19 protein-coding genes are annotated in these 26,171 nt (G+C 32.9%); 8 read left to right on the forward strand and 11 right to left on the reverse strand.

Annotated features, from left to right (window positions below; translation table 11 throughout):
- Positions 1-106 precede the first annotated feature (106 nt).
- From rny to BU804_RS13940, 5 genes are all read right to left on the reverse strand, one after another.
- Complete coding sequence (gene rny, locus BU804_RS02475) at positions 107-1,666, reverse strand: ribonuclease Y (protein ID WP_075882849.1); 1,560 nt, start codon at positions 1,664-1,666, stop codon at positions 107-109.
- Between the two features lie 535 nt (positions 1,667-2,201).
- Positions 2,202-3,575, reverse strand: coding sequence for a hemolysin family protein (locus tag BU804_RS02480; RefSeq protein ID WP_075882850.1), 1,374 nt, complete (start codon positions 3,573-3,575; stop codon positions 2,202-2,204).
- 373 nt (positions 3,576-3,948) lie between these two features.
- Complete coding sequence (gene ybeY, locus BU804_RS02485; protein ID WP_075882865.1) at positions 3,949-4,395, reverse strand: rRNA maturation RNase YbeY; 447 nt, start codon at positions 4,393-4,395, stop codon at positions 3,949-3,951.
- A gap of 235 nt (positions 4,396-4,630) precedes the next feature.
- Positions 4,631-4,789, reverse strand: coding sequence for a small basic protein (locus BU804_RS02490; RefSeq protein ID WP_011175603.1), 159 nt, complete (start codon positions 4,787-4,789; stop codon positions 4,631-4,633).
- Between the two features lie 33 nt (positions 4,790-4,822).
- Positions 4,823-4,996, reverse strand: a complete 174-nt coding sequence (locus tag BU804_RS13940) for a hypothetical protein (RefSeq protein WP_162831831.1) — start codon at positions 4,994-4,996, stop codon at positions 4,823-4,825.
- 235 nt (positions 4,997-5,231) lie between these two features.
- On the opposite strand from BU804_RS13940, the gene BU804_RS02495 reads away from it, so the two are divergent.
- On the forward strand, positions 5,232-6,737 hold the full coding sequence (locus BU804_RS02495; protein ID WP_075882851.1) for a hypothetical protein: 1,506 nt from the start codon (positions 5,232-5,234) through the stop codon (positions 6,735-6,737).
- Between the two features lie 9 nt (positions 6,738-6,746).
- Here the strand turns inward: BU804_RS02495 and BU804_RS02500 are convergent, their stop codons facing one another.
- The 4 genes from BU804_RS02500 to rnr form a co-directional block, all read right to left on the reverse strand.
- A complete protein-coding gene (locus BU804_RS02500; RefSeq protein ID WP_158025000.1) occupies positions 6,747-7,166 on the reverse strand; it encodes a DNA polymerase III subunit chi in 420 nt (139 codons plus the stop codon).
- Complete coding sequence (locus tag BU804_RS02505) at positions 7,156-7,812, reverse strand: DUF502 domain-containing protein (protein WP_075882853.1); 657 nt, start codon at positions 7,810-7,812, stop codon at positions 7,156-7,158. Before BU804_RS02505 ends, BU804_RS02500 begins: the two co-directional genes overlap by 11 nt.
- The gene (locus BU804_RS02510; protein ID WP_075882854.1) at positions 7,809-8,525 is read right to left on the reverse strand and encodes a DUF502 domain-containing protein; all 717 of its coding nucleotides are present in this window, start codon (positions 8,523-8,525) and stop codon (positions 7,809-7,811) included. Before BU804_RS02510 ends, BU804_RS02505 begins: the two co-directional genes overlap by 4 nt.
- Before the next feature lie 121 nt (positions 8,526-8,646).
- Positions 8,647-10,920 carry a ribonuclease R gene (gene rnr, locus BU804_RS02515; protein ID WP_226996109.1) on the reverse strand — a complete coding sequence of 758 codons (2,274 nt, stop codon included), beginning with the start codon at positions 10,918-10,920 and terminating at the stop codon, positions 8,647-8,649.
- A gap of 292 nt (positions 10,921-11,212) precedes the next feature.
- On the opposite strand from rnr, the gene leuS reads away from it, so the two are divergent.
- The gene (gene leuS / locus BU804_RS02525) at positions 11,213-13,750 is read left to right on the forward strand and encodes a leucine--tRNA ligase (protein ID WP_075882857.1); all 2,538 of its coding nucleotides are present in this window, start codon (positions 11,213-11,215) and stop codon (positions 13,748-13,750) included.
- Between the two features lie 102 nt (positions 13,751-13,852).
- Here the strand turns inward: leuS and BU804_RS02530 are convergent, their stop codons facing one another.
- Positions 13,853-14,623 (reverse strand): class I SAM-dependent methyltransferase, encoded by a 771-nt coding sequence (locus tag BU804_RS02530; protein WP_075882858.1) that lies wholly within the window; start codon positions 14,621-14,623, stop codon positions 13,853-13,855.
- 292 nt (positions 14,624-14,915) lie between these two features.
- On the opposite strand from BU804_RS02530, the gene BU804_RS02535 reads away from it, so the two are divergent.
- From BU804_RS02535 to BU804_RS02545, 3 genes are read left to right on the forward strand one after another with little or no spacing between them, the layout of a single operon-like run.
- The gene (locus BU804_RS02535) at positions 14,916-15,356 is read left to right on the forward strand and encodes a hypothetical protein (RefSeq protein ID WP_039358888.1); all 441 of its coding nucleotides are present in this window, start codon (positions 14,916-14,918) and stop codon (positions 15,354-15,356) included.
- Between the two features lie 28 nt (positions 15,357-15,384).
- The gene (locus BU804_RS02540) at positions 15,385-15,765 is read left to right on the forward strand and encodes a DUF423 domain-containing protein (protein ID WP_075882866.1); all 381 of its coding nucleotides are present in this window, start codon (positions 15,385-15,387) and stop codon (positions 15,763-15,765) included.
- Between the two features lie 21 nt (positions 15,766-15,786).
- Positions 15,787-16,959, forward strand: coding sequence for a class I SAM-dependent rRNA methyltransferase (locus tag BU804_RS02545; protein ID WP_075882859.1), 1,173 nt, complete (start codon positions 15,787-15,789; stop codon positions 16,957-16,959).
- On the opposite strand, the gene ribD is transcribed toward BU804_RS02545, so the two are convergent.
- Positions 16,956-18,062 (reverse strand): bifunctional diaminohydroxyphosphoribosylaminopyrimidine deaminase/5-amino-6-(5-phosphoribosylamino)uracil reductase RibD, encoded by a 1,107-nt coding sequence (gene ribD, locus BU804_RS02550; RefSeq protein WP_075882860.1) that lies wholly within the window; start codon positions 18,060-18,062, stop codon positions 16,956-16,958. The genes BU804_RS02545 and ribD overlap by 4 nt on opposite strands.
- 369 nt (positions 18,063-18,431) lie before the next feature.
- Between ribD and BU804_RS02555 the strand changes: the two genes are divergently transcribed.
- The 3 genes from BU804_RS02555 (at position 18,432) to BU804_RS02565 (ending at position 25,496) form a co-directional block, all read left to right on the forward strand.
- Positions 18,432-19,121: an adenylate kinase gene (locus tag BU804_RS02555; RefSeq protein ID WP_075882861.1), complete on the forward strand. Its 690-nt coding sequence runs from the start codon at positions 18,432-18,434 to the stop codon at positions 19,119-19,121.
- A gap of 1,109 nt (positions 19,122-20,230) precedes the next feature.
- Positions 20,231-22,834 carry a hypothetical protein gene (locus tag BU804_RS02560; RefSeq protein WP_075882862.1) on the forward strand — a complete coding sequence of 868 codons (2,604 nt, stop codon included), beginning with the start codon at positions 20,231-20,233 and terminating at the stop codon, positions 22,832-22,834.
- 67 nt (positions 22,835-22,901) lie between these two features.
- Entirely contained in the window at positions 22,902-25,496 is a 2,595-nt protein-coding gene (locus BU804_RS02565) for an OTU domain-containing protein (RefSeq protein WP_075882863.1), read from the forward strand.
- Positions 25,497-26,171 lie beyond the last annotated feature (675 nt).

A 26,171-nucleotide genomic window follows, 5' to 3' on the forward strand; every position in this document is an offset into this window, starting at 1 on the left:
TGAAGGTATTTTGCCTCAAAACTAATTGTTTTTCAAGTAATACCGATTAGTTGATGCTGAATTAATTGATTGAAAATAAATTTTTTATTCGGTCATCATATTTAGATTAGACAGCATATTCAATCACTCTTTTTTCCCTAATAACTGTCACTTTAATTTTTCCTGGATAACTTAATTCTTGCTCTATTCGTTTTGTAAGATCACGAGCTAAATTGACAATGCCTGCATCATCAACTTGGTCAGGTAGGACAACAATGCGTATTTCTCGACCTGCCTGCATCGCATAGGCTTTATCAACACCTGCAAATTCAAGAGCGATTTCTTCCAGTTTTCTTAATCGTTTAATGTATTCTTCAACTGCCTCTATTCGAGCCCCTTCCCGGGAAGCTGAAATAGCATCTGCAGCGCTACATAAATCCGCTTCAATGGTTAAGGGCGCCATTTCATGATGGTGACAACCTATCCCGTTAGCAACTTCTTTATTTTCGCCTAATTTAAGAGCCAAATCATGTCCAATAATTGCGTGAGATCCTTCAATTTCATGAGTAACAGCTTTTCCTAAGTCATGTAATAAACCAATTCTTTTTGCAAGTCGAATATCTAATCCGAGTTCCGCTGCCATTAAACCCATTAAATGGGATACTTCAAGGGAATGATCTAAAACATTCTGACCATAACTAAAACGGAATTTTAATTTTCCTAATAAATTAATCAGGTCGGGATGTAAGTTCATCGCCCCGGCTCTTAAAGCCGCGTCTTCACCATATTGCTTAATTTGTTTATGAACATTAATAGTCGCTTTTTCCACGACTTCTTCAATTCTTGTTGGATGAATCCGTCCATCTTGAACAAGTTCTGTTAAAGCCATTTTAGCAATATGTTTTCTAACCGGATCGAAACCTGATAAGACAACCGCACCTGGTGTATCGTCGATAATAAAGTTAACGCCTGTTTCTCTTTCTAAAGCTCGAATATTACGACCTTCACGTCCAATAATACGACCTTTCATGTCTTCATTTGGAATAGTGACTGTACAAACAGTAGATTCAGAGGCACAAGAAACAGCCAATCGATTAATGGATGTTGCAATAATTGTTGAAGCTATTTTCTCAGCTTCTTCTTCAGCTTCCTTTCGAATTCTACGAATTAAATTAGCAGATTCAGTTTTAACTTCATTACTTAAACGTGATAAAAGTATTTCCTTAGCCTCAGAAGAAGTTAAACCAGAGGCTTTTTCTAAAATAGAAAGTAGTTTTGAATGAGATTCAATTGTTTGTTTCTTTTCCTCATCCAATTGAGCTTTACGCCCAATTAATATGGCCTCTCTTTTTTCAGTATCCGACAATTTTTTTTCTACGAGATTCATGCGACTTTCAAGCTTATCTTCTCGTTGCTTTAAACGCTCTTCTTCTTGTTGAAGTTTTTTTCGTTCTTGCTGCCACATATGTTCAAGTTCACGTTGATATTCCACTTGTTTTTGTTTTAGGCTTAACTCGTTTGTTTTTCTCAGCTCAGATGTTTCTTGCTCGGCTCGACTGATTATGTCTTTCGATATGCGTTTGAACCCTCCTAAGGCAAATCGATGATAAGCCCAAAAGGTTAATACTCCCAAACCAATTCCAACCAGAAAAATCAGGAGATAAAAAGGGACTTGATTTTCAATCATTGATTGTTGTGTCCTTAATCATCAAATCAATTTGAATGGGCAATTCATGTCTTATGTTATAGGCGATGCAAAAAGCCGTCTAAATTAAAAGTAATTGTGATTAGACTCGTATTCGTTAGGTCGTTTAGCTCAAAATTCTGTTATTCATCAAATATGTATGAGAATAAATCAACTAATTGATGCGAAATTAGGCCCTGTTTAATCAGAAAAAAGATTTGTCTTTAGCTGGTATAGACCATATTTAGAAGAAAAATCTATTTTTTTCAGTTCAATAACTAAATCTACCACCTCTCATTTATATGTGAGGCACTATCACACAAACTAGACACAAACATTTACAAATGATTCGATTGTTTAAATTTAAATAATTAATTGGATTTATCTCTATTAAGTCTTGGATTTATCGTGATTCAAGTTAGATGTAGCATAAATAATTTTGATTTCCAAATCTAGTTTAAACCTAAAGGGATTAATCTGAACTTTTTGAGATTTTGCTAAGCAAAAAATTTTTTTTTGGAAGAGGGAAAACCAATAGCTATGATGAAAATTCATCCTTTTCTTCCGAATCTAATCGAATTGATCTGATTTTAAGTTTTTCTACACGCCTATCATTTGAGCGTATTACTTTTAATTCGAAATTTGGTTTTGTTAAAACAAATCCTTTAGAAGGAATATTTCCTGTTTCATGAAAAATATATCCTCCAATTGTATCGTAGTCACCATCTTGAGCAATTTCAATATCAAATTGCTCTTCGATATCAAAAATAGTCATTCTGGCATCAATTAACCATCCTCCTTCAGGTAAAGCAACAAAAAGAGATTCTTCACTTTCATCATATTCATCAGCGATATCCCCAACAATTTCTTCTAAAATATCCTCAATAGTGACAATTCCTTCTGTCCCTCCATATTCATCAACAATGATTGCAAGGTGAACTTGTTTTTTGCGAAATTCTTGTAAAAGGTGGGAAATTTTTTTTGTTTCAGGTGTATATAAAACATTTTTAACTAAACCTGAAATAGGTGCTTGTAAGATTTTAGTATCTTGCGTGCGAGAATATTCCATATATTTAGCTAAAACATCTTTGTACATTAGGACCCCAATGATGTTATCAAGAGTATGTTTAAAAACTGGTATGCGGCTATAGCCTTCATTATATATTAGAACTGCGGCCTGTTCTATTGTTGTGTCGTGGGCTAAGCTAAAAATATCAACGCGAGGAACCATCACTTCTCGAGCAATGCGATCTTTAAAATCCATGACCCCTTCAATTAATTTTTTGTCATGGGGGTCCAGGCTTGCTGTAAAATTGGATTCTTCAATGATTTCTATAATTTCTTGTTTGGCCTTAGAAGCAGTTTCAGATAAAGGATTAAAATAAATAGTTCGTGTAAATGCTTGAGAAAATTTCAAAAACAAGAAACTTAGTGGAAAAATAAGAGCCATAAATAGAGAGGACACTAGAGCACAGGCCTGAATAGCTATTTCAGGATAACGTCCACCAAGAATACGTGCGAGATAGTCTCCTACAATAAAAAAAAGGAAAAATAAACTTATTAAGCACAACAAACCGGCAGGCCAGTTAATGATCAAAGATGAGCTGTGTGTTATAGGATTGACTAACCAAGAAATTAAATTTAATTGGATTAAAATTGTTAATGAAAATATGACGTAAATAAAGCGCAAAATATTTTGCGCAAGGGTGGTTATAAAAAATAATTCTTCTGCTTCTTGATTACGGAAGAAAATAGCGTGAAAACGTCGATAGAAGAAAAGTTTACCACTTAAACTCAATTGTTTTTTTGAGTTCTTTTTATGGAGTCTACGAAGAGCTGTATTAATCGCTGTAAGACAAAACAATCCGATGATTAATATAATAAGTAAGAAAAGGGTAAGATTGAGAGGCAAATCGATTCTCCTGTTAAAAGGAACCTTGTTATGAAGTTTAATAAAAATCTAAAAGTTTTTTAAAAGTTCATTTATGTAAAAGAATGAGATACAGTAGATTAAAAAAACTTCAGTTTTTAATATTGCATTTATTGATTTATTTCGTTCAAAGTATACAAAATTTATTTTGTGATATTCGGATCACTTTAACCTGTTTCCTAATATAAAACATTTAAAATTTTAGAAAATATAAGCCAGTCAAAAGAGATATTTTTTTCTTTAAATTAGTTGTTTTGTGAAGAAGGTAAAAAGAGGGAGAATTAGTAGTTAATTTTTCAAAAACTAGATTTTTTAAAGTAATGGCAAAAATTAAATTTCGCAAGTTAAAAATCGATTATTTTATATATAGCTCAAGTTTTTTTAAATGGGTCATATGTCTTGCCTCCGCTTCTTTCATTATGAGGAAATCATTTTCTTTTAAATCATCATATCCCATTAAATGCAATAGGCCATGAACAAGATATAGTGTTGTTTCTTCGTATGGGTCTAGTTCATGGGAAAGAGCGTATTCAATTGCGGTTTGAGGGCAAACAAAAATTTCCCCTAAGATCTTATAGGGGGAATTTTCGTCTTTATCCATGGGAAATGAAATACAGTCTGTGGGGGTGTTGTCATTAAAATAATCTAGATGAAGCTTACAGATAGTAGCAGTATCGACAAAGTAAATATTGACTTCATCACATGTTTGCTGCTCTTTTTGAATAACTTCTTTAACAATAGCATCTAAATTTGCAAGCGAAAATTTTAAATCATGCTGTTCGTTGGAGGCGTTAATAATCACAATCAAAAAAGATTTGTTGGTTTATAAAAAAAATAATTTAAGTTTATGTGTAGAAAAATATCAATAACCTGGCGAGAAGTTTAATCAGAGTTTTGTATTTCTTTTGAGGGTCCATAATCTTTTTTGGCAAATCGAAAATCAACTTAATAAAAACTATTTTTTAAGTCTTCATAGCGAATTGGGTTCAAAAAGAAAAACAAAACTCTGGTTTCTAAAAATTGAGGAAGATAAATGATTATAGAACAGGTGTTTTAGGAAGTCCTGTAATCCGCTTGTTTTCTGAATCTTTCCAACGGCCAATTTTCTTCAAAACATCAATTCTTTCAAAGCGTTTAAGTACATTTCGCTTTGTGGCAGTTTTTCCTGCCTTACCAAAACTTGGGTGTCTAGACATTGTTAAACCTTATTTCTGTTTTTAAGCAGTCAATTATTTAATTTTTGGAATAAAAACGGCTGCAGCAAGATCACCTTCGATTGCATTAGTATGATCTTTAAAACCGTTTGGCAAATTGTCTTTAACTGGGCCTGTTTTAGTGCTGGGCTGACGATGTTTGCGAGGAAAACGATTTCGTCTTTCGCCTTGTTTGCTCATGCGGGTCATGTGAATTCTCCTTATAAATACAAGGAATCATTATAAGGAAGGGGATTGAAATGCGCAAGATATTTTTCTTAATAATCTGAATAATCGAATCATTTGAACTTTCCGTTTCTCCTTCTCAGTTTATGAATTTTTTTATTTTATTTTTGAATTTAGCAAATAAATTTTTGATAAAATTTAATTACGTAGTTTAAAAAATCAATTAAATATGTTATTATTTTAAAAAAAAGGAGCTACGGTGGGAATTTATAAGACATCTGATCGTTTAACGCAGTGTGATCCTCAAATTTATTCCAATTTCTATGATGCTTCTAAAAAGATAGATCTTCGACATTCATCGATTCAAAGTACTGAATTCATCTGTAAAGACACGTGGGAACTAAGTCGTGAAAATTTAAAAAAAGAGGCACTGAATCGATTACGCCATCATTCAAAATATACGATTATTCACACAGGATTTATGCGGATTGGAAAATATTTATTTTTAGCGGTAGCTTTTCCTCCTTATCTTGTGATTTATGGTCTGCCTAAATGGATCCTGGTAGAAGGAATCCCCGCCCTTGTGCATACTTTAGCCACATTCTTGAAAAAAACTAAACAAAAAGTACAAAAGCAAGTAAATGCTTTAAAGCAGAAAATAAAAGAAGTTGTTTTAGTTATGCAACAAGCTCTACAAAAATTAATTAGCCCGATTATTCATTTAAGTTTAGATATCAATCAAGCGCTTCAACTTTTACGATTAAAAACAATTGCACAGGTAAAACTGTGGAATCATCAATTAAAAAAAATAGCTCCAAAACGAGTATTAAACCCTTTAAAAAAGAAAATGGAGCATTTCTTAACAAGAACTTATGAAATGATAATAAAAGGAATAAAAAAAGCACAAAATTGGAAATTACAATCAGTTAATGCTTCCCAAACTTTATTATCAATGCTCCAAATTTCAAAATTAAGTGCGTATACATTTCATTTCGTGAATAAACAAGCTTTTGCATGGAAGGAAAAATGGTACAGTAAATATGAGTTGGCTCAAACTTTTGCTGAAAAATGGTTAAGTGCATCAGAGAATTTATTAAAAATGGGCTTTCAAAAGACTGCTTATCAGTTTTATCCGATCAAAAAAATTTATTTGCAATCTATCAAACCTTTTTGGGATAGTTTGAAAGTAAGTTATTTTAAGAAAAAACAACAATTATTGAATTGGACGGAAGAACATCATCAAAAAATTTTGCAGTATCTAGCAGATCAACAAGAGCAATTAAAAAATTTAACATTTGAACAGGTTAGAGATTATATTTTACTGCATTTAGAGTTTAATTTTTGTCCCCACTTTTTGCGAAGAAATTTTCAACGCTTCGCCAAGAATAAATTCATTGAATTCATTCTAAGGAGTTTATTTAGAAGCATTGCTTATGGAATCCACCTCTCTTTAAAAGGGAGTTGCTATTTTATTAAGTTTATCAGTAAAGGAATTCAGGTTATCAGTAAAGGATTAGGAATTTTATCCCGAATAATTAATTATATTTTCAATTTTCTTTATAAAATTTACGCTCTTTTCTTACGTTGTTTAATACTAATCCTCAATCATGGAAGAAAATACCTACGAAAATTCGTTTATTCATGTTTGCTTGTTTTTATGATGATCAGCATTGTGACAATTTGGGGGATTAATTTATTAGGTGAGCAAATGTCTTCTTTAGTCAAATTATTTCCACGCGCCACAAAATCAAGTGCCGATTGCTAAATTTAAAGACTATTTGAGAAGAGATAAAGCCAGCCCCCAATCTTGGTAATTCTTAAAACGTAATTTAGAATTTTCTAATTTTTGAGGGTGGCTTTCGTCGTATAATTCGTAAATTTCTGCGAATAAAGAAAAATATTTGACGGGGTGAGGACAAAGATTAAGCAAACGAGCAGCTAAATTAAGGTTCACAGTTTCCTCTGTTGTAATTACAATCCATTCAGAAGATAAATTTGTAGTCAATATATGAGTTAAAAAGCTGTCTTCGGGATAGCGCCAAAGAAGCGAATCAATATATTGGCCCGCTTCTATTGTTGGGACGAGGATTTGTAGTCGTTTCTCTTGCTCAAAAGATTCCTTTGCTTTTGAGCAAATCAAATGAATTTTAGCTTGGTTATCTTTAACATTAAAAAAATAAACTTTAGATTTCATGGCATTTATTTGGGTCGAGAAGTTTAAAATCATGCGTTATAGTTCCAAAAGATATCACAAATTTCATTGCTTCATCAATCTTCATATCGAGAAAAAGAAGATCCTTCTTTTTAAATTTTAACGTATATCCAATAGAAGGATTAGGTGTTCCGGGGATGAAGACAGAGATTAAACGTTCATGCTCTTGAAAATTTAAAAGACTTTTCGAGACAAATCCTAAGCTTAAATGGTTTACAGAGGGATATGGAACTAGTACTACATAAGCAAAGGGTTTAGAGTGGGAGGAAAACAAACTGAAGACAAATTCTTGAGAAAACTTATAAATTTTATTGATGTAGGGGATGGCTAAAATTAATGTATTCCCTAATTTTAAAATGTAATTAATTAAAAAAAATTGTCCTAGTAATCCAACGCCAAAAATAATACCTATGAGTAATCCTAAAATTAATAATTGACTGATAAAATGAGTGATCCCTAAATCTGCAAATAGGATAAAAGAGTTTTCATACCAATTAAATTGATTTAACCAAAATTTAGTAAGATTCAAAAAAGGATAAGTCAAAAAGTTGATGAAAAAGCCAAGGATAATGATAGTGAGTATCACGGGAAATAAAATAGCAAAACCAGTCAAAAAACTTTTTTTCATATCTCATATGTTTCTTGAAAAGAAATTGGAGGCGTATTTAATTCGTAAGAAGGGGTGCTATCGGGCTTTTTTTGAATAGGATGGAATGAAGGTGTAATCATTCCGCAAGAAATAATATATTTAAATGCTTCTTCAACTTTCATGTCTAAATAAAGGATGTCCTCCTGACGATAGACTAAAAGAAAACCAGATGTAGGATTAGGGGTTGTTGGAATGAATACTATAGAAGAATTTTCAAAAGGAGTGTTGTGAAGGCCTAGCAAACCTTCTTTCGTGATAAATCCAATCGAGTAAGTAGAAGGATTAGGAAAGCGGACAAGAACGACTTGTTTAAAGGAATTAGCCTTTGAATTAAAGAGCGTTTTAATCACGTCTTTACAGGTATTGTAAACTGTATTAACTAAAGGAATATTTCTAAAAAGATATTCGGCAAATTTTATTACACTACGAAAGAAAAACCACCTTCCAATTAATCCAAGCAAAATTGTGATAAAAAATAGACTTGTTAAGATTAATATTTGTGCCAAAATATTTTGGAATTGCTCAGAATTCAGGAATAAAAAACCTCTCTCGAATAGTCCATATTGTTCAAATACTATTTTAACAATCCCTAAAAATGGCGTCGTCAATAGATTAAAAATAAAAATAACGACACCTATGGTTAGAGCGGCAGGAAGGAGAATGACTAGTCCCGTGATAAAATATTTTTTCATGAATCCTATATATTAAATACTTGGATAAAATCATTGTAAACAAAAATGAGATAATCGAATAGTTTAAATCATTTGTTATCAAATGTTTGAGCTTTCATCATCTTGCTTCACTTTTAATTTTTTATCTTTTCCGTTTTTTCTTCCCAAGTTTAGTCATAGAAGCCGCTTGTTTTTTTTTGAGATTATATTTGCCAGTTGAGCATTTCTTGTTTAAATGTTTTTGATATTCTTTGGACGCAGATCTTTTACGTGCAATGGATTCCTTAGGTGTAGAAACGGAAGGTAAAACATACCATTTTGTTTCCTGAGAAATAAAATCGATTTTTTCTAACATAACAACGAGATTATCGCCAGGAGAATATCTTGCTCCGTGTTTAGCACCTCTCAAAAGCATTTTTTCTTCTTCATAGACAAAATAATCTTCACCCAAATCGGAAATATGAATAAATCCTTCTAAAAGAAGATCAATGATCTCAAAATAAATGCCGAAATTTTTGACTCGAGTAATGATAGCTTGATACTCATGTTCCGGGGCCTTTTGATGTCTTTCTTCTAGGAGTCGAAGTTTTTTTAATATCACAACGCTATTTTCAGCTTTTGCGCTGATTCTTTCTTGCTCCGAACAATAATTAGCAATTTCTTGAAGATCATCAAAATGATCACTTTCGCCAAATAAAATACGGTGAACAACTAAATCAACGTAGCGTCTAATGGGGCTGGTAAAATGGCAGTAATGGGTTAAGCTTAATCCATAATGACCAATATTTTCTGCTGAATAAGCAGCTAAACGCATTCGCCTAATGTAGCTTGATGCTAAATAATTACTGTAGGCTGTCTCTGCAGCTTTTTCAAATAATTTTTGAAGATCTTGAGGAGTTGGAAGATCAGGTAATTTGAATCCAAAAGCGGCAGCTAACGTGGAAAAATCACGAAGATTTTCTTCTGAAGGTTCATCGTGAATACGATAAGTCAAATTTTTCCCTTTCTGGCTTAAATCCCATGCAACGATTTCATTAGCCTTCAACATGAATTCTTCAACCATTTGATGTGTAATATCATAAGTAATATATTCAGTTGAATAAGGCTTTCCTTTTTCATCTACTAAAATAACGAGTTCCGGTAGAGAAAATTCAATACTACCGCGTTCGTAACGTTTTTGTTTTAATAAACGACATAATTCAACCATTAGTTCTAAGTGCGATTTATAAGGGCTGTTTTTTTGCCCATCTAAGACTTTTTTGGCTTCTTTATAGGTAAAGCGTTTCGCGCTTTTAATCACAGAGCGGGTAAAACGATAGTCAAGTAAATTTCCCGAACTGTCAATGCGCATTAAAACAGAAACAGCTAATCGATTTACATTTGGTCTTAAGCTACATAAATTTTCAGATAATGCCCCAGGAAGCATGGGGACGCAATATCCTGGAAAATAAGTAGAGTTACATCGTGCTTTAGCTTCTTCATCGAGAGCAGTTCCAGGCTGCACATAATGAGAAACATCGGCAATGTGAACGGCTAAATTATAGATACCTTCTGCGTCACGTGTTAAACTAAGAGCATCATCAAAGTCTTTTGCTGTATCTGGGTCAATAGTCAGAGAAATCAGTTCTCTTAAATCTTCTCTATTTTGAATATCTTTTTTAGAAACACTCTTTCCCAGGCTATTAGCTTCTTCAATCGCAGCTGTTTGAAAGTCAGACCTTAACTCAAATTCTTCAATTGCTGCATAGACATCACATGAAGGATCTGAAATGTGACCTAAATAATGAGAAAATCGACAGATGGTTTCTGTTTCTTTTGATCCCCAATCGATGACTTCCATGACAATGCGATCACCAATTTGCAATTGACGTTCTTCGGTTGGATGAACAACGACTCGTTGTTGAGTACCAAGTAGCGGAACATGAGCAATGAACATCCTATCTTTATCAAGCTGGCGGATGATTCCAGCCATATGAGTTCTTCCACGAGAAAGAATAGCAACAATTTTCCCTTCAGGTCCCTTATCAGAGATAACTTCTTGGTTAAGGATAACTTCGACCACGTCTCCATCTACACCATTTTTTGTTAAATGTTTGGGAATAAAAATGTCTTGTTCAAAATTTTTAGGGATCGTAACTTGAACGAAACCAAATCCTCGGGGATGCATTTTTAAAATTCCCGTCACCACATCTGCTTGGGATTTTTTCCATTCATATTTCTCTTCTTTCGATTCAATTAATCCCTGTTGCTGTAATTTATTAAGAACTTCTTGAAAAATTTCCTCGTGTTGAGGAGGAAGGGCGAGTCGTTGCATCAAAACTTCTAGGGATAAAGGCATAAAGCTTTTACCGCGCATAAACTGTTCTGTAATTTTTAATAAATTATTGAATAGTTTTTCTTCTTTTGCACTCCACATTGTGGGAGCCTTTTGTTTTGACTTTTTGCTGGTTTTTACCATAGAATTAATCAAATACCTTACGATGTGATTTAAAAAACGCGAGAAAATACAGATTCTGAGCTTTTAAACTCTTTCTTAAACATATCCTCATGATAAAAACTAAATGTTTTAAACTTAAATTGCTTAAAATATTTTTTGTTTTTTTATTCATCATTTCATGTTTAGCAGTTAAAATACTCATTTTCGGCATTTTGTGTATAACACAGATACCTAATCTTCGCTAGAAAACTTAATTAACTTATGGAACAAAATGAAATACGATCATCAACAAATTGAAGCAAAATGGCAAAAGTTTTGGCAAGATAATCAAACCTATCGTTCAGACGATAATTTTCAGAAACCCAAATACTATGTTTTAGATATGTTCCCTTATCCTTCGGGAGCTGGGTTACACGTAGGTCATGTTGTAGGGTATACCGCAACGGATATTATTGCCCGTTATATGCGAACTAAAGGCTATAATGTGATGCATCCAATGGGATGGGATAGTTTTGGTCTTCCAGCAGAGCAATATGCAATTCGAACAGGAACACATCCTGCCGAATCTACACAAGAAAATATTAATAATTATCGTCGCCAACTTCGAGCTCTAGGATTTAGCTATGACTGGAATAGAGAACTGGCAACAAGTGACCCAAATTATTATAAATGGACGCAATGGATTTTCACAAAGCTCTATGAAAAAGGCCTGGCCTACGAAGCTGAAATGCTTGTTAATTATTGTCCAGCTTTGGGAACTGTATTAGCAAATGAAGAGATTGAAAATGGAAAAACAAAAGATGGAGGCCATCCTGTTGAAAGAAGGCCTCTTAAACAATGGATTTTAAAAATTACGGCTTATGCAGATCGTTTGCTTCAAGATTTAGACTTATTAGATTGGCCTGAAAGTTTAAAAAAATTGCAGATTAATTGGATTGGAAAAAGCGAAGGAGCTTATGTTCAATTTATCGAAAAAACAACCCAAGAAGCTTTTTCTGTCTTTACAACGAGACCGGATACTTTATTTGGAGTCTCTTATTTAGTTTTAGCTCCCGAGCATCCTTTGGTATCTCACATTACAGCTTCTAGCCAGCAGCAAGCAGTTCGCGCTTATCAAGCGCAAATAGCAACTAAAAGTGATTTGGATCGAACCGAGCTTAATCGGGATAAAACAGGGGTGTTTACAGGAGCTTATGCAGTCAATCCCGTTAATCATAAGGAAATACCCATTTGGATTTCTGATTATGTATTGATGAATGTCGGGACAGGGGCTATCATGGCCGTTCCCGCTCATGATGAGAGAGATTTTGAATTTGCGATGACTTTTAAGCTTCCAATCATTCCTGTCTATGATCCTGTTTGTGAAGAAATAACCATTCGAAATCAAGTCTTGGCTGGACAGCAATGTTGGTCGGGCCATGGTGTTTGTGTCAATAGTGCTTGTGATGATCTATCCCTCAATGGTTTAAATCTAGACCAAGCAAAGAAAGTTGTTATCAACTGGTTGGAAATTAACCATAAAGGAAAGTCTGCCACGACTTATAAATTACGCGATTGGTTGTTTTCTCGCCAGCGGTACTGGGGGGAGCCTTTTCCCTTACTCAAATTTGAGGACGGATCGGTTCGACTTCTTGATGAAGATGAGCTTCCCCTATGTCCACCTGCAATTACAAATTACAAACCCACTGGCGATGGAAAAGGACCATTAACGCAAATTAAAGAATGGGTAGAGATTATTGATACAAAAACAGGAAAAAAAGCCTTTAGAGATACAAACATTATGCCACAATGGGCAGGATCTTGCTGGTATTATCTTCGTTTTTGCGACCCACACAATACAGAAGAAGCATTTGCTCCCGAAAAAGAAAAATATTGGTTACCTGTTGATTTGTATATAGGTGGAGTAGAACATGCTGTCTTACATCTTCTTTATGCACGATTTTGGCATAAGGTTCTGTATGATTGCGGTTACGTGCATACTCTAGAACCTTTTCAAACTCTTCGTAATCAAGGTCTCGTTGTTGCCCGTTCCTATCAAAATAAGATGCGTGCGTATGTTGAACCTCGCTATGTGGAACAAAGAGATGGCAAATATTTTGATAGCCGAACAGGAGAAGAGTTAACTAGCCAAATTGATAAAATGTCTAAAAGTAAACTCAATGGGGAAAGTCCGGATGAAATCATCCAAGAATATGGAGCTGACGCACTTCGTTTATATGAAATGTTTATGGGCCCTCTTGAAAAAGAAAAAGTTTGGAATACAGATGCTGTGTCAGGAACAAGGCGGTTTCTTAATCGATTTTATGAAATGGCATTTTCAGACAAAGTCACCAACGAAACATCTGAAGAAGGGCTTAAATTGGGACACCGTCTTGTTCATAGCGTAACGAAAGATATGGAATTGCTTCAGTTTAACACGGCAATTGCTAAAATGATGGAATTTATAAATGACTTTACTAAGTTGGTTACTTATCCAAAACAAGTTATTCAAATGGCAACTCAAGTATTAGCTCCCTTTGCACCTCATCTTGCAGAGGAAGTGTGGGAACATTTAAAATGTGAAGGATCTCTTTCTTTTACTCCATATCCACAAGTGGAAGAAAAATACTTACAAGAGAATGTAATTACTTATGTTGTGCAAATTAATGGTAAGGTAAGAGGTCGATTTGATTTACCTAAAGATCAAACGCAAGAAAATGTCTTAGAAGCGGCTAAAAATAACCCTCATATTCAGCAATACATTAACAAAAAAGAAATTGGGAAAGTTGTTTTTATTCCTAATAAACTCTTAAGCATTGTTTTAAGATAAAAATATGAGCTGATGTTGGATGAATAAGAATTTTTAAATTTAAAAAATTCATTCAACATCAATTCATCGGTGCTAAATGATAAAATATTATTTTAATACAAATTATCCTTTTTTTCTTGCAATGAGTGCCATAAAAAGGGGAAATTCTTCGCGAGCTCTATTTTCCATCTTTGCAGCTTTCCCTTCACTGTTTTTATTGGAGCACCATTCTTCTATTCGATCTAGTGTAAAGCCAGCTTCTTGAAGCCAGTATGTATAAGTAGAAAGGGGATAATGAAATGACCATGTTTGTTGAGATTCGATTCCTTGGCCTGGATGCATTTGGATAGGAATTTTCATTTCACTCATATAACGATCCATTCTTCGGTATTGAATTTTGTTTTCTGTGTCAATTTTCCAAGATGATTGGCGGGGAATGCGAAAGCAAGGATGATTAATGACAATAACCAAAGGGGATAAAGGTTTTAAATGTTTGGAGGCATTTTGAAAAACTTTTAAAGGAAGCTGGATGTTTTGCAAAGCTAAGATAATAGTAGCATGCGAAAAGTCTACTTTTTGTATAGGTAGTTTTTCGGTCACATCCGCACAAAAAAAATCACATTGAGCGCGACGATTATGTTGTCTTGCTGCCGTAATCAATTGTTTAGCAAGATCAATACCAGTGTATGAAATTTGTGAGGGAAGATGTCTACTCAAAACTCCTTGGCCACAAGCTAAATCTAATAATGATGCCTGTTCTTGGTCTGAAAAATTAAGTAGTTTGGTGACTTGTGGAATAATGACTTGTTGGTGGTAATAATGTCCTTGTTCACCAACTGAGTTGTCATACCAACGACCGACTGAATTCCACGACGTATCACGATTTTTTGTCATATAATCCTTATCTAAATGTATAAAATTACGTCATTATATATTTTTTTTAATAAGACTTTCAAAGAAAAAAAAATAGTCAATAGTATTTTTTATGTAAAATATATTTTAAGTCTATCAGTTGACTCATTAGATAAAAATTGATACTATGCTGCTATAGTTAAAAAGTTTTTATTGAAATTTATATTTTTCCTTTTGGCTTGCAGATTTCTAAGTATGGGTTATTGTTAATTAAAAGTTTAATCACTTTAATAGTAGTGGATAAGCAAGCGTAGGACTAAGCGGAGTATGCTATATGTTCAACAATACCTCTTTAGACGAAGTACCTTTTCTCAAGCAATTGGACGAAGTAGCCAATAAAATTGAATATTTCCAAAAAAAATATTGCCAACCAGGGGATTCTGTTACTAACCACGAAATTTCTGAATTTATAAAAGACCTTGAATTATATAATACATTGATCGAAGGAAACTTAGAGAATAGAAAATTAGTTTTGGCAAATGGACAAAAAAATAATCAACGAATTGAGCAAGCTTTAAATGCGGTTCTATTATTTCAAAAAGTGAATCCTGATGAAGGAACTAAAAAAAATATTCGACAGGTAATTGCTTCTTTATTTAATGATTCTGAGAAAGAACAAAGACGTTTTGAAGAATCTATCAAAAATTTAAGAAGTAAATGGGATAGTTACATGAAAAAAGTTCATGAAATCGTTAAGAGTAACAAAGTTAATTAATCTAGTTTATCTTTTTGAAAGTCATCACATGCAATTTCAACAACAGTTATTTTATCTTTTTGGATCTCTTTTTGGTATGTTGTCAATAGCTGCGGGTGCTTTTGGCTCACACCTACTCAAGTCAAGATTGACATCTGATTATTTAGGAGTTTTTGAAGTTGCCGTACGTTATCAAATGTACCATGCTTTAACGCTAATTCTAATCGCATTTTTGATGAAAAGTTCTCAATCATCTTGGTTACCAAAAGCTGGTTGGACATTTATTATCGGCGTGTTTTTGTTTTCAGGTAGTTTATATGCACTTGTATTAACTAATGTAAAACGATGGGGAATAATTACACCTATTGGTGGGGCAGCTTTGCTCATAGGCTGGTTTTTTTTAATGTTATTTGGTTTTTTTGACAAATAATTGATTAATATAGATTTATACATGCAACAGCATAGTGTCATTTTAAAGCCTGGTAAAGATAAAGCGATTAGGAATTATCATCATTGGATTTTTTCTGGAGCTGTGCAATCCTATCCTTCATTTAAAGACGGCCAGATTCTTCCTGTTTGTGCTTCCTCTCACCAATTGCTAGGTTATGGATATTTTAATCGTCGTTCGGGAATTGTTGGTAGAATGGTTTCGTTCAATAGCGTTCCGCCATTAGAAACTCTTAAACAACGACTCATTTCAGCATGGAAATTTAGACAGCAGTTATTTGATTTCAGACAAACTAATGCTTATCGTTTTGTGCATGGCGAAGGAGATGCGATTCCTGGGTTGACGATAGACGTTTATCAAGATGTCTTTGTCTTACAAAGCTCAACTAAAGGAATTGACGAATTGAAGCCGTGGATTATTGAGACTCTCAACGAACTCTTTCAACCAAGATCGATTTTTGAAAAATCGGTGTTACCCTCTCGTAAAGAAGAAGGATTAGCAGATGTACAAAAGCATTTATCAGGAGAAGAAATTGGCGATATTTCATTTTTTGAAAATGGTTTAAAATTTACAACGGATTTACATAAATCTCAAAAAACAGGTTTTTTTCTTGATCATCGCGAAATGCGGCAATGGATAAAAACTCTATCTTTCAACAAAAAAGTATTAAATGCTTTTTCTTACACTGGTGGTTTTAGCGTATATGCTATGGCTGGAGGAGCTAAACGGGTAGATTCAGTAGATATTTCTCAAGAAGCTGTAAATGCTTGTCAAAAACACTTTGTTTTAAATGAACTTTCCGAATTTGACAACCGATTCATTTGTGCTGACGTCTTCAAATTTTTACGTGAAGATGTTCTTGATTATGATCTTGTTATTTTAGATCCTCCTGCTTTTGCAAAAAAGCAAAAAGATGTCATAGCTGCTTGCCGTGGTTATAAAGACATTAATCGATTAGCGATGCAAAAAATGCCTAGAAAATCTCTTCTTTTGACCTGTTCTTGTTCACATCATGTTAATGAGCTTCTATTTCAAAAAGTTGTTTTTCAAGCGGCGGCAGAAGCAAACAGAAATGTACGCCTCATCGGTAAACATCAATTAGCCTGTGATCACCCCATTAATCTGTTTCATCCAGAAAGTGATTATTTAAAAAGCTTTCTTCTTTACCTAGATTAAACTTTTAGTAAATAATCTACTCGAAAGGAATTGTCGAATTGTTTGATATTTTGAATTTTTAACATCTTGGCTTTTTTTAGAGTCGGAATTTCCTTAGAAAATAGTGGAAGACCGCTTTTACCGATTAGTAATGGCCCTGTATAAACTGACAGACAATTGACAAGACCGATTTCTAACAAAGCACTTTGTAACGTAGATCCACCTTCGACAAGAACTTGAATAATTCCTCTTTTCGCAAGTAATTGCCATGCTTCGCGTAAGTTGACATGCCCATTTTTTGTTGCAGAAATCACAATGACTTCTGCCCCAGTTTTTAACCATTCATTCTGCCTCATAATAGATGAAGCTTTCGTTGTTAAAACAAGAGTTGGAGCTAACTTTTGGTCAAATAAGAGGCCTGTTGCAGGAGTTCTGCCGCTAGAATCAATTAAAATTCTTTGTGGTTGTTGAAATAGATGAATAGTTGGATGTCGAACTGTAAGTTGAGGCGAGTCGATAGTTGCAGTTCCAGATCCGATTACAACCGCTTGGGAATAAGCTCTTTGTAGATGCGCATCTAATCGTGCTTCAGAAGACGTTAACCATTGAGAAGTTCCATCCACAGCAGCTGTTCGACCATCAACGCTTGTCGCTATTTTTAAGACTGTATAAGGGATTTGGCTTTCACGTTGATATAAATAAGGGGTTAATACAACGTTTGCTTCTTTTTCACCAATTCCAACTTTAACCTGAATACCTGCTTCTCGAAGTTTTTGAATTCCTTGCCCTCGAACTCGTGAATCAGGATCTTTTAAAGCCACATAGACATTTAAAATCCCTGCGCGAATAATCGCTTCTGTGCAAGGTGGTGTTTTTCCATGATGAGAGCAGGGCTCTAAAGTTACGTATAAAGAAGCTCCTTTAGCATTTTCGCTAGCTGATTTTAAGGCATTGATTTCAGCATGAGCTTGTCCTGATGGATATGTATAACCTTTTCCAATAATTTTTTGATCTTTGACAATGACACATCCCACCCAAGGATTAGGAGGAGCATGAAGACGTGCTTTCCAAGATTCGGCGATGGCTTCTAGCATGAACGTATGATGTATTTCAAAGTTTTTCATTGAAAAATTATCCTAAAATTTAAATAAACTTAACTTAATTAACAAATGTTAACAATAAATCTAGAAAACTCAAAGCTCGAGTCACTTAAATAATATGAAATTACGGTTCTTATGCTCACATAAAAGTTTCAAAAAAAATTACTTACCCTTGGAAAAAGTAAGATATAAAAGTTGAGAAGTTGAGAAAGAAGTAATCCTTATTGAACCTTTTAATCAAATGGGGAAAACTTTTTTAATCTTTTCTTATGAGTAATGAATTTTTCAGGAAATATTAAATCAAATTGAAAATATCACTAGTTTGAGTATAGTCCTTGATTAAGATTTTTATTTTGTCTATTCTATTTTTTTATTTAACTTTCCAATGATTTTATGATAAAAAGCACAAAACCTCTAGTCAGTACTCAAGCAGCCGTTGCTTTAATTTTACTTGGCCCTCCAGGCTCGGGAAAAGGAACTCAAGCAAAAAGACTTGCGCATGAATATCAAATTCCTCATATCTCTAGCGGCGATCTTTTTAGAGAGCATATGTCAAAAGAAACGATTATCGGTTTGAAGGCAAAAGAATTTATTCAAGCTGGAAAATTAGTGCCCGACGAATTTGTAATGGATATGCTGTTTGATCGACTTGCCCATCCAGATTGTGCTAGAGGGTATTTACTAGATGGTTTTCCTCGTACTGTCGCACAAGCAGAAGCTTTAGCTGGTAAACGGGATATAAAAATCCCTCTGATTGTTTTATATTTAGAAGTTCCCGATGCAGTGATTGTTAAGCGAGCAGAAGGTCGGCTTGTTTGTAAGAATTGCGGAATGGTTTATAACCTTTATTCTTCTTCTCCTCGTCTTCGTGGAGTTTGTGATAAATGTGGAGAAGAGGTTTATCGTCGTCCAGATGATGATGCTAATATAGTTTTAAAAAGATTAGAAGTTTATCATGAGTTGACAAGCCCTCTTATTCAATATTATACTAATCAAGGAATTCTGTTAAAATTTGATGGAAATCAAGATCCTGATACGGTTTATTACCGGTTAAAAAAATCTATTAACGAAAAGTACTTATAACTTCTAGTAGATTTTTCAATTCTGTTAGAATGTGTGTTAATGAGAAGAATTCATGCTCGAGTTAAAATAAAAGTTTATCGCGTTTTCACGTTAAAATTTTTCATTTGTTAAATCCGTAAGGTCTAGCAAGTGCACATGATCATTAATTTAAACTAATTTTTTAAATTTTTTATTTTTAACTACGCTAAGTTGATTTAAATTATTTTGTACAATTTTGAATAAAATTTATTAAAAAATTTAAATATAAATACTGCACGTACTTATTAAATTCTAACCCAACTGGCCTTTATTACTAAACTTTAGAAACAAAACAAGTTTTCCATAGTCTGAAAGATACCAAATTGAAAATTTAGTTACAGCTCTTAAAGTTGAATTTTCGCTATTGTAAGATGTAACCTATATCTACAGGATTTTGTTGAATTATAAAAACTTGAAATAGTTGTTGATTTAAAATAGCATAAGTCTCCTGATAGACTCAATGTATGGTAAACCAACTTGAAATTGCAGTTTGTGAATTAATTGTTTTTTATACGAACTTCATCTATAGATTAAGGCGATTTGAATTTTATAAAATTACTTAAGCATAATCTTTAAGAATTATTAAATGGCTATGTAATTAAATTATAATGAAAAGATAGTATTTCTAATAACTTCTAATTTTTCTATTTCTAATTTTTTATAATTCTAGAAGCTTAAAATTTATTTTAAGTATTTGTGTTAATTTAAACTCTGCAATTGTTAAGAATTAAGCAAAAAGATGCCTACTTTTATTAGGTTGAAAATTGGTTTTATTTTTCTTTTTTTTACTATCATATTTTCTATATGAAAAATGTGACATATTATTTATCAAAAATAGCAGTTGAGCTGATTCATCCAAATTAAAAAGGTAGACTTATTCGATTATTAATAAAAAATTAACAATATGTTTATCCCATCTTTTTTTTCTTGAGATAGATTGCAGTTCTCTATATGAATGAAAATTTGGATTAAATTCTATCTAAAAAATAGTTAGTATTTAATTTTTATTTCTAATATGTATTATATTAAGAATTTATTGGATTTTCAAAATTATTTAATTTAATTATTTTTTCCAGTTAAGAAGGGATAATATGTTGATTGGTGATCTATATACATCTATTCAATTTGGACGAGATTTTCATCCTTTCCCAGCAGTCAATTCATTTGTGGAGACAGTAACTTTTATATTTTTTAATACCCTCACCCTAGGTATTTACGGTAGTTTGGAAATTTTAGCGAAAAAAAATAAGGTAAATAATCTTCAACGCGTGCAAAAACAAATACAAGAGAAATCATCTAATTTCATACAGAAATGGAACGATTTAGAAAATCGCTTGACATCTGTTCGTGAAGAAATTTTAAATAAACCTCAAAGTGCGACTTTCATTTCAGAGGAAAATTTAACTACCTTAGAAGTCGAAGCTAAAAACTTGAAAAGACAATTTAGCTTATTATTTCCAGATTCAGATTTATCTATCAGTTTTGCTAATTTTTTAAAAAATTTAATAACAAATTTCCTAACTTTAGGTATTTACAGTGCCTATCAAAATTCTCTACTAAATAAAAAAGTTTCGCTTTTGATAAAGCAAAATAATTACATTAAAGATAAATCTCAAAGGGATAACGAGCAAAAAGAGCATCAAATTTTATCAAATATAAAAATTGCAAAATCATTTGTAAGTTGGCAAAAAGGATTACAAGCTTATAGCCAAAATCCCCATATCATAGAAAATGAAATTTCAGAAATTAGACAAAAATTAACTGAAGACGAAGCTTGTTTAAGGAAACTAGAATCTAATAAAAAGAACTGGGAAACGCTTCATATTGATTTAACAAGATTACAGGAGCAGTGCGCCAAACTGGAAAGGCAACGTTTAGCATTAAAAAAAGACTATCCAGCCGTTTTTGAACAAATGACTTATGAAAAAACTTTAGAAGTTGTTGGACAAGATAAGGCTAAAGTAAAGCAATTACAGCAACAATTAGACCAAATCTCTCGTATAAAAAAACAATTGGGAACGTCTATTCTTGGACAGTTAGAACCAATAAATCCCGCAGACAAAAAGACATTAGATCAATATGGAATCGTTTTAGCTGATGAAGAAGTACAAGGAGATTACGGTTTAAATAGTAATGATGATGAAGAGAATTTGTTTACAGATTACGTTAAACGAAATGAAAAAACAGTAGCTCCAGAGAAATTCATAAATGAAAGTTTGACATACATTTTAGACAAAATGCTTAAATTAGGCAATGACTCAAAATCGAATGTTAAATTTAATGATAGTGAAATGATTTATCTAGATCCAGACTATTTATATAGTAAAATGGCTATTTATCAACTTCTCGTATTAGATATATTAGAGCATGGTGCTATTGTCAGAGACTGTCAAGGAATAAAATTGAAAATCGGAAGAGCATCTGAGTTAGAAATGAAGCCTTCTAATCCTGCTCAAGTAGGAACTTTTGAAAATGGCCGATTTGGAAGCAAAATCATTTTGAGAAATGAAGACCCATTTGGCCCAGTTTCGGGGACGGCAGGTTTACAATATGGAATAGATCCTGTAAGAGCAAAACGAATTTGGATTTTATTGACTGAAGAAGAGCAAAAATATCTTTATTATTGGCTTATGGATCCTTTTTTCGAAGAAGGAAGTCAAGAAAGTAAAAGTTTGAGAGGATTTGTTACAAGGGGGGATAAAAAAAGAGTTGCGCTTGTTAATCTTGTTTATGACCATGTTTGTGATATAGCTGCCTCTATTATGAAAAATTTTGAAAAGCATACAGGAGTTGTTTGGCAGGAAAAAATGACAAATGATAACCCTCTTGTAACTCCTTATAAGAAAGTAAGCATAAACATTTTGGATCAAATCGAAGACTCTGCACCTATTGTAGCATGGCAAATGAATATTGAAATTCTTGCGAAATATCCTTTGCTTTATACTGCTTTGCAAGAGGCTCAAGCAGATCATTCTATCTTACAAATGATGCAAATGATTCCTGGTTATTTGCAAAATCCTTTAAATAAAGCATATGCAGCTCAATGGAAGAGTGATGATAAAATCAAAGGACTCTCTGAACAATACTACGGGAGTCATGAATTATTAGAAGGCTATGATTACGATGCTTCTCCTCGCGGGTGTTTGTTCTCCAATCTCTTAGCTATCATTATGACAAATAAAAATTATATTAATAATCGATATTTAAAATTTTTAAAAGAAGCGGTGGCAGATTGTTTAGATAACGAAGAAACAGCAAAAGAATTTAAAGATAGAATTAAACAAGATTATCATTGGTCTCTCAAACAATACCAAAAGTGGTTGAGAGGAGAATCGATAGAAATGATTTCCGAATATTCTGATATTGAGATTGAATTGACTGCTCGATTAATTGGAGTGAAAATAGGTGTATTTGTGCTTGGCCAAAATACGGTTCTTGATGAATCTGGAGCTATGATTCCAGCTGGTCAAATCAATTACTTTGGACCAAACACAAAAGAAGTTTACTACCTTTATAATCATCCGAGTGTCACTTACTATGGATTATTTCCAAAATATCATAAAGGTGAGAATTTAAAAACTTATCTAAGTTCATTTGATGAAAATGTATTTGGAGAGGGGATTGTCGAAAGGATTGAAAGCACTGTTAATAAATTACACCTTTATTGGAGATTGTTAGCTCAAGCTAAAGATTAATTGCTTTAGGGTGTCTAAGGTATGAGAGTATAAATTAATACGAATTATCATAAGTATATAGGAATTTATGAGTAACTTGTCAGTACAACCAAGCAGTTTAGGAAACGTTTATACTCCTCAGTCTGAATTACTTATTGCATTCAATCATGTGACGTTTATTGTTTTAAATATCTTAAGTTTAGGTAAATATGGAGTCAGGCGTATTGTTGAACAACAACGAAAAATTCAACACATCAAATGTAAACAGGCACAGTTAGTATCTAACACGCGAGAACTTCTGGAAAGATTTGAAAATTTAAAAAATAAGATCTTTACATTAGAAAAAGAAGTTCAACAAACTCATTTGACCTTAAATTTTGATAACAGAATTGAAGATATAAATATAACGAATGAGCAGTTAAAGAAGTGGTCATTAGAAAGCATTTTGAACAACGAGCAAAACCTTGTTATGCAAAATTTTGCAGTCCCACGCATAACTTTTTTAGGTCTTCTATTAGCTAATATTGTTTCTATCGGATTTTTTAGTTTCTATCAATTTAGACAAAATGAATTACATATCGCGAATTTAAAAAAAGAAACCGAAAATTTTCAGCTTATTATTTCTCAACGACAAATAGAATTAGCTAAACAGATTAATAATCAATTAAATTTTTTACGAAGAACCAAAAGTTTAAAAGTTAAAATTGCTAGGTTGCCTATCGGGAACGATTTTTTCCAAATTAATGAGAAAAAAGAGAGGCTTAAATGGCTGGCGCAAGAAGTTGAAAGATTGGATTCGGAAGTGAAAAACTTGGCTAAACAAAATGCTAGCTATGAGGTGGAAAAATTAGGATCCGTGGCTTTCTTAAAGTGCAGAGTAAAAGATTTAGAAAATTTAAATACTCTTATTATGGAAAAAGCTAAAAAAATGCTCTCAAAAAAAACTTCAGATAATCCAACATTAGCCTTAGAAGAGTTAAAAGTAAAAATTCGACGTGAGCAAGAACTGACACAGAAGTTATTCCAATTAAAAAAAGATTTGGAAAGAGAAAGTACAGATTTGACACCAACTGAAAAGATTTATAGTCAAATAGGCCAAATCAATCAAGCATATGCCCGAGTTGAAAATCAAGGCGTCATTCCAGGGGATTATGGACTAAATTTTGACGGAGATTTTGACCCATCTAAAGAAACAGAGTATGTAAAAAATTATAAAGGAATAAAGACAGCTCGAGAGTTTTTAGAAGTTCTTTACGCTAATTCATTTAAAGAATTAGTGGAATTAGCTAAACATGGAAAGATTAATTTTAATAAGCATCTCTATACAGTTATCGATGAATTGAATTGCCAAGCCTTGTATCGATTTATGGTATTAAAATTTATGACTCATAGTCGATTAGAAGAAAATGGCTGTAGAGGATATTTATTAAAATTGAATGTAGACGGAGTTTCCCTTGCTGCTCCTGCACCTGAAATAGTGCTTGATTGCCCTTGTGGTGAAACGGCTAATTCTGACCATTTACGAAGAATTAATCGAGTTGTGGATGAATTTACTTATGCAGTGGAGCCATGTCAAAATAATTTACTACCATCCTATGATCCTGAAAGTTTAAAAAGGTTGTTAGTTGATTTATCTGAGGAAGAAAAACTGCATTTATTTAATTTAGTAATGGAAGACTTAATTGAAGAAGATCATCCAGAAATGATTAATACGCGAAAATTTTTGCAGCAAAAAGATAATCAACGAGTTGAAAAAATAAAAACAACTTTTCAATTAATTTGCAATCTTTCTTTGACGCTTAAAACAAAATTTGGTCCTCAACATTTACTCATTTTAAGGGATTTATATGACGATGAAGGGGTTAAACCTTTCAGAAAATTTAAAGTAGAAACTGGTGAATTGAAAACTGCCTCGACTTCTCAGACCGTGACAATTCCCTGGACTCCTAATCATGCTTGCTTAGACTCAAATTTGAAACATGTTATTCAGGATACAGTAAAAACCTATCAGGATTTTTATAGAGGCTTGAATCGTGAAGCTGTTAATTCAAAGGGACAAATCTGTCCCACGAATTATGTTGGAATAGATATGCAATATTGGCATAAACATCCCTATTTTAGCCCGCATGGGTGTTTGATGAGTGCGTTTTCCGCTTTATTGACAATTGAAAGGGAGCTTATATCGGAATCAACTGTAAAACAATTGAAAAATGCCATTGCTGCTTATCTTGATATTCCTGAAAAGACGGCACAGTTTAAAAATCAAATTTATAATGAATATAAACTCTCTGTCGAGAAATACCAAAGTTATATGAGAGGTAAGAATTATCCAATTATTAATGTAAGTAATTTTGGCGATCTGGAAATTCAATTAATGGCTGAGGTCATTGGAGTGAAAATAGCGGTAATTATAGATTCAGGGATAGCGGCCAGGCAGGGATTAAATCAACCCCTCATTTTAAATGAATTTGGTTTAACGGTTCCTGAATCCAGCTATTACTACTTCGGTCCCAATACCTTCGAGGTTTTATATTTGTATAAAACTACCCTCCATGGGAATGGGGAAACGCCTACTTATGAGCCACTTTGGCCTAAGGTGAAAAATTCAGCTTTGCTTACCCCAGAGTCAAAATCAGCTTATGATAAAATTTATCTGCATGCTTATTCTAATAGAGCTTTTTAATAAGCTTAATCATCAAGTTATCTGTCTTTCTTTTTCTATATATACGACTTCTTGAGTAGAAATTATAAAAATTGGTTTGGGTGTCTCTGATACCTTAACCTTTTTAAATTTACTTTAAGTAGCAATCGTTTCCTTTTTAAAATTTTTTTAACTTTTCTCCCGGATAAATTTTCAAAAATTTTTAAATGAAATTTATTTTTTACTCAAGTTATTTATATTTAATGGTTTTAATTGCTCTTGTCCTCCTTTGCACGATTCAAAACTATAAGTAAAGGTTGCAATTGCGATTGTGCAATGTTGGTATTAAAGCTTAAACTGACGGGAAGTTTGTCTGTAAAAAGATAGAAGGTAAAAAAAAAGGAGCTAGTAAAGAAGAAAGAACTGTGGTGAGAGCAATACACTCAAGTTTTATCAACTCATAATAAGTTGTTTGTGCATTTTTTAAAGAGTTTTATTTTTTAGCTGTTGCATTAATTCCTTCATTTCGCTAATCTTTGTGTACTCTAACGATAAATTAATCGTAAGAATAGCGATCGCCTTGAGCGATGCGAGATTGTTTTGACAGTATAAGAAAGACAATGTGCAAGCAAACAATAGAGCTTGTGTGAGGCATGAAGATGTCGCACATATAGCACTACTTTTAAGTAGTGCAGATTATATATAATCAACTCAGGT

The organism is Candidatus Protochlamydia sp. W-9, from assembly GCF_001950615.1.
Taxonomy (GTDB): Bacteria; Chlamydiota; Chlamydiia; order Chlamydiales; family Parachlamydiaceae; genus Protochlamydia; species Protochlamydia amoebophila.

Excerpts from the sequence above, each read along its gene's own strand:
- rny (WP_075882849.1), bottom strand. The coding sequence starts at position 1,666 with ATGATTGAAAATCAAGTCCCTTTTTATCTCCTGATTTTTCTGGTTGGA.
- BU804_RS02490 (WP_011175603.1), bottom strand. The coding sequence starts at position 4,789 with ATGTCTAGACACCCAAGTTTTGGTAAGGCAGGAAAAACTGCCACAAAG.
- BU804_RS13940 (WP_162831831.1), bottom strand. The coding sequence starts at position 4,996 with ATGACCCGCATGAGCAAACAAGGCGAAAGACGAAATCGTTTTCCTCGC.
- BU804_RS02500 (WP_158025000.1), bottom strand. The coding sequence starts at position 7,166 with ATGAAATCTAAAGTTTATTTTTTTAATGTTAAAGATAACCAAGCTAAA.
- BU804_RS02505 (WP_075882853.1), bottom strand. The coding sequence starts at position 7,812 with ATGAAAAAAAGTTTTTTGACTGGTTTTGCTATTTTATTTCCCGTGATA.
- BU804_RS02510 (WP_075882854.1), bottom strand. The coding sequence starts at position 8,525 with ATGAAAAAATATTTTATCACGGGACTAGTCATTCTCCTTCCTGCCGCT.
- rnr (WP_226996109.1), bottom strand. The coding sequence starts at position 10,920 with ATGTGGAGTGCAAAAGAAGAAAAACTATTCAATAATTTATTAAAAATT.
- leuS (WP_075882857.1), top strand. The coding sequence starts at position 11,213 with ATGAAATACGATCATCAACAAATTGAAGCAAAATGGCAAAAGTTTTGG.
- BU804_RS02530 (WP_075882858.1), bottom strand. The coding sequence starts at position 14,623 with ATGACAAAAAATCGTGATACGTCGTGGAATTCAGTCGGTCGTTGGTAT.
- BU804_RS02535 (WP_039358888.1), top strand. The coding sequence starts at position 14,916 with ATGTTCAACAATACCTCTTTAGACGAAGTACCTTTTCTCAAGCAATTG.
- BU804_RS02540 (WP_075882866.1), top strand. The coding sequence starts at position 15,385 with ATGCAATTTCAACAACAGTTATTTTATCTTTTTGGATCTCTTTTTGGT.
- BU804_RS02545 (WP_075882859.1), top strand. The coding sequence starts at position 15,787 with ATGCAACAGCATAGTGTCATTTTAAAGCCTGGTAAAGATAAAGCGATT.
- ribD (WP_075882860.1), bottom strand. The coding sequence starts at position 18,062 with ATGAAAAACTTTGAAATACATCATACGTTCATGCTAGAAGCCATCGCC.
- BU804_RS02555 (WP_075882861.1), top strand. The coding sequence starts at position 18,432 with ATGATAAAAAGCACAAAACCTCTAGTCAGTACTCAAGCAGCCGTTGCT.
- BU804_RS02560 (WP_075882862.1), top strand. The coding sequence starts at position 20,231 with ATGTTGATTGGTGATCTATATACATCTATTCAATTTGGACGAGATTTT.
- BU804_RS02565 (WP_075882863.1), top strand. The coding sequence starts at position 22,902 with ATGAGTAACTTGTCAGTACAACCAAGCAGTTTAGGAAACGTTTATACT.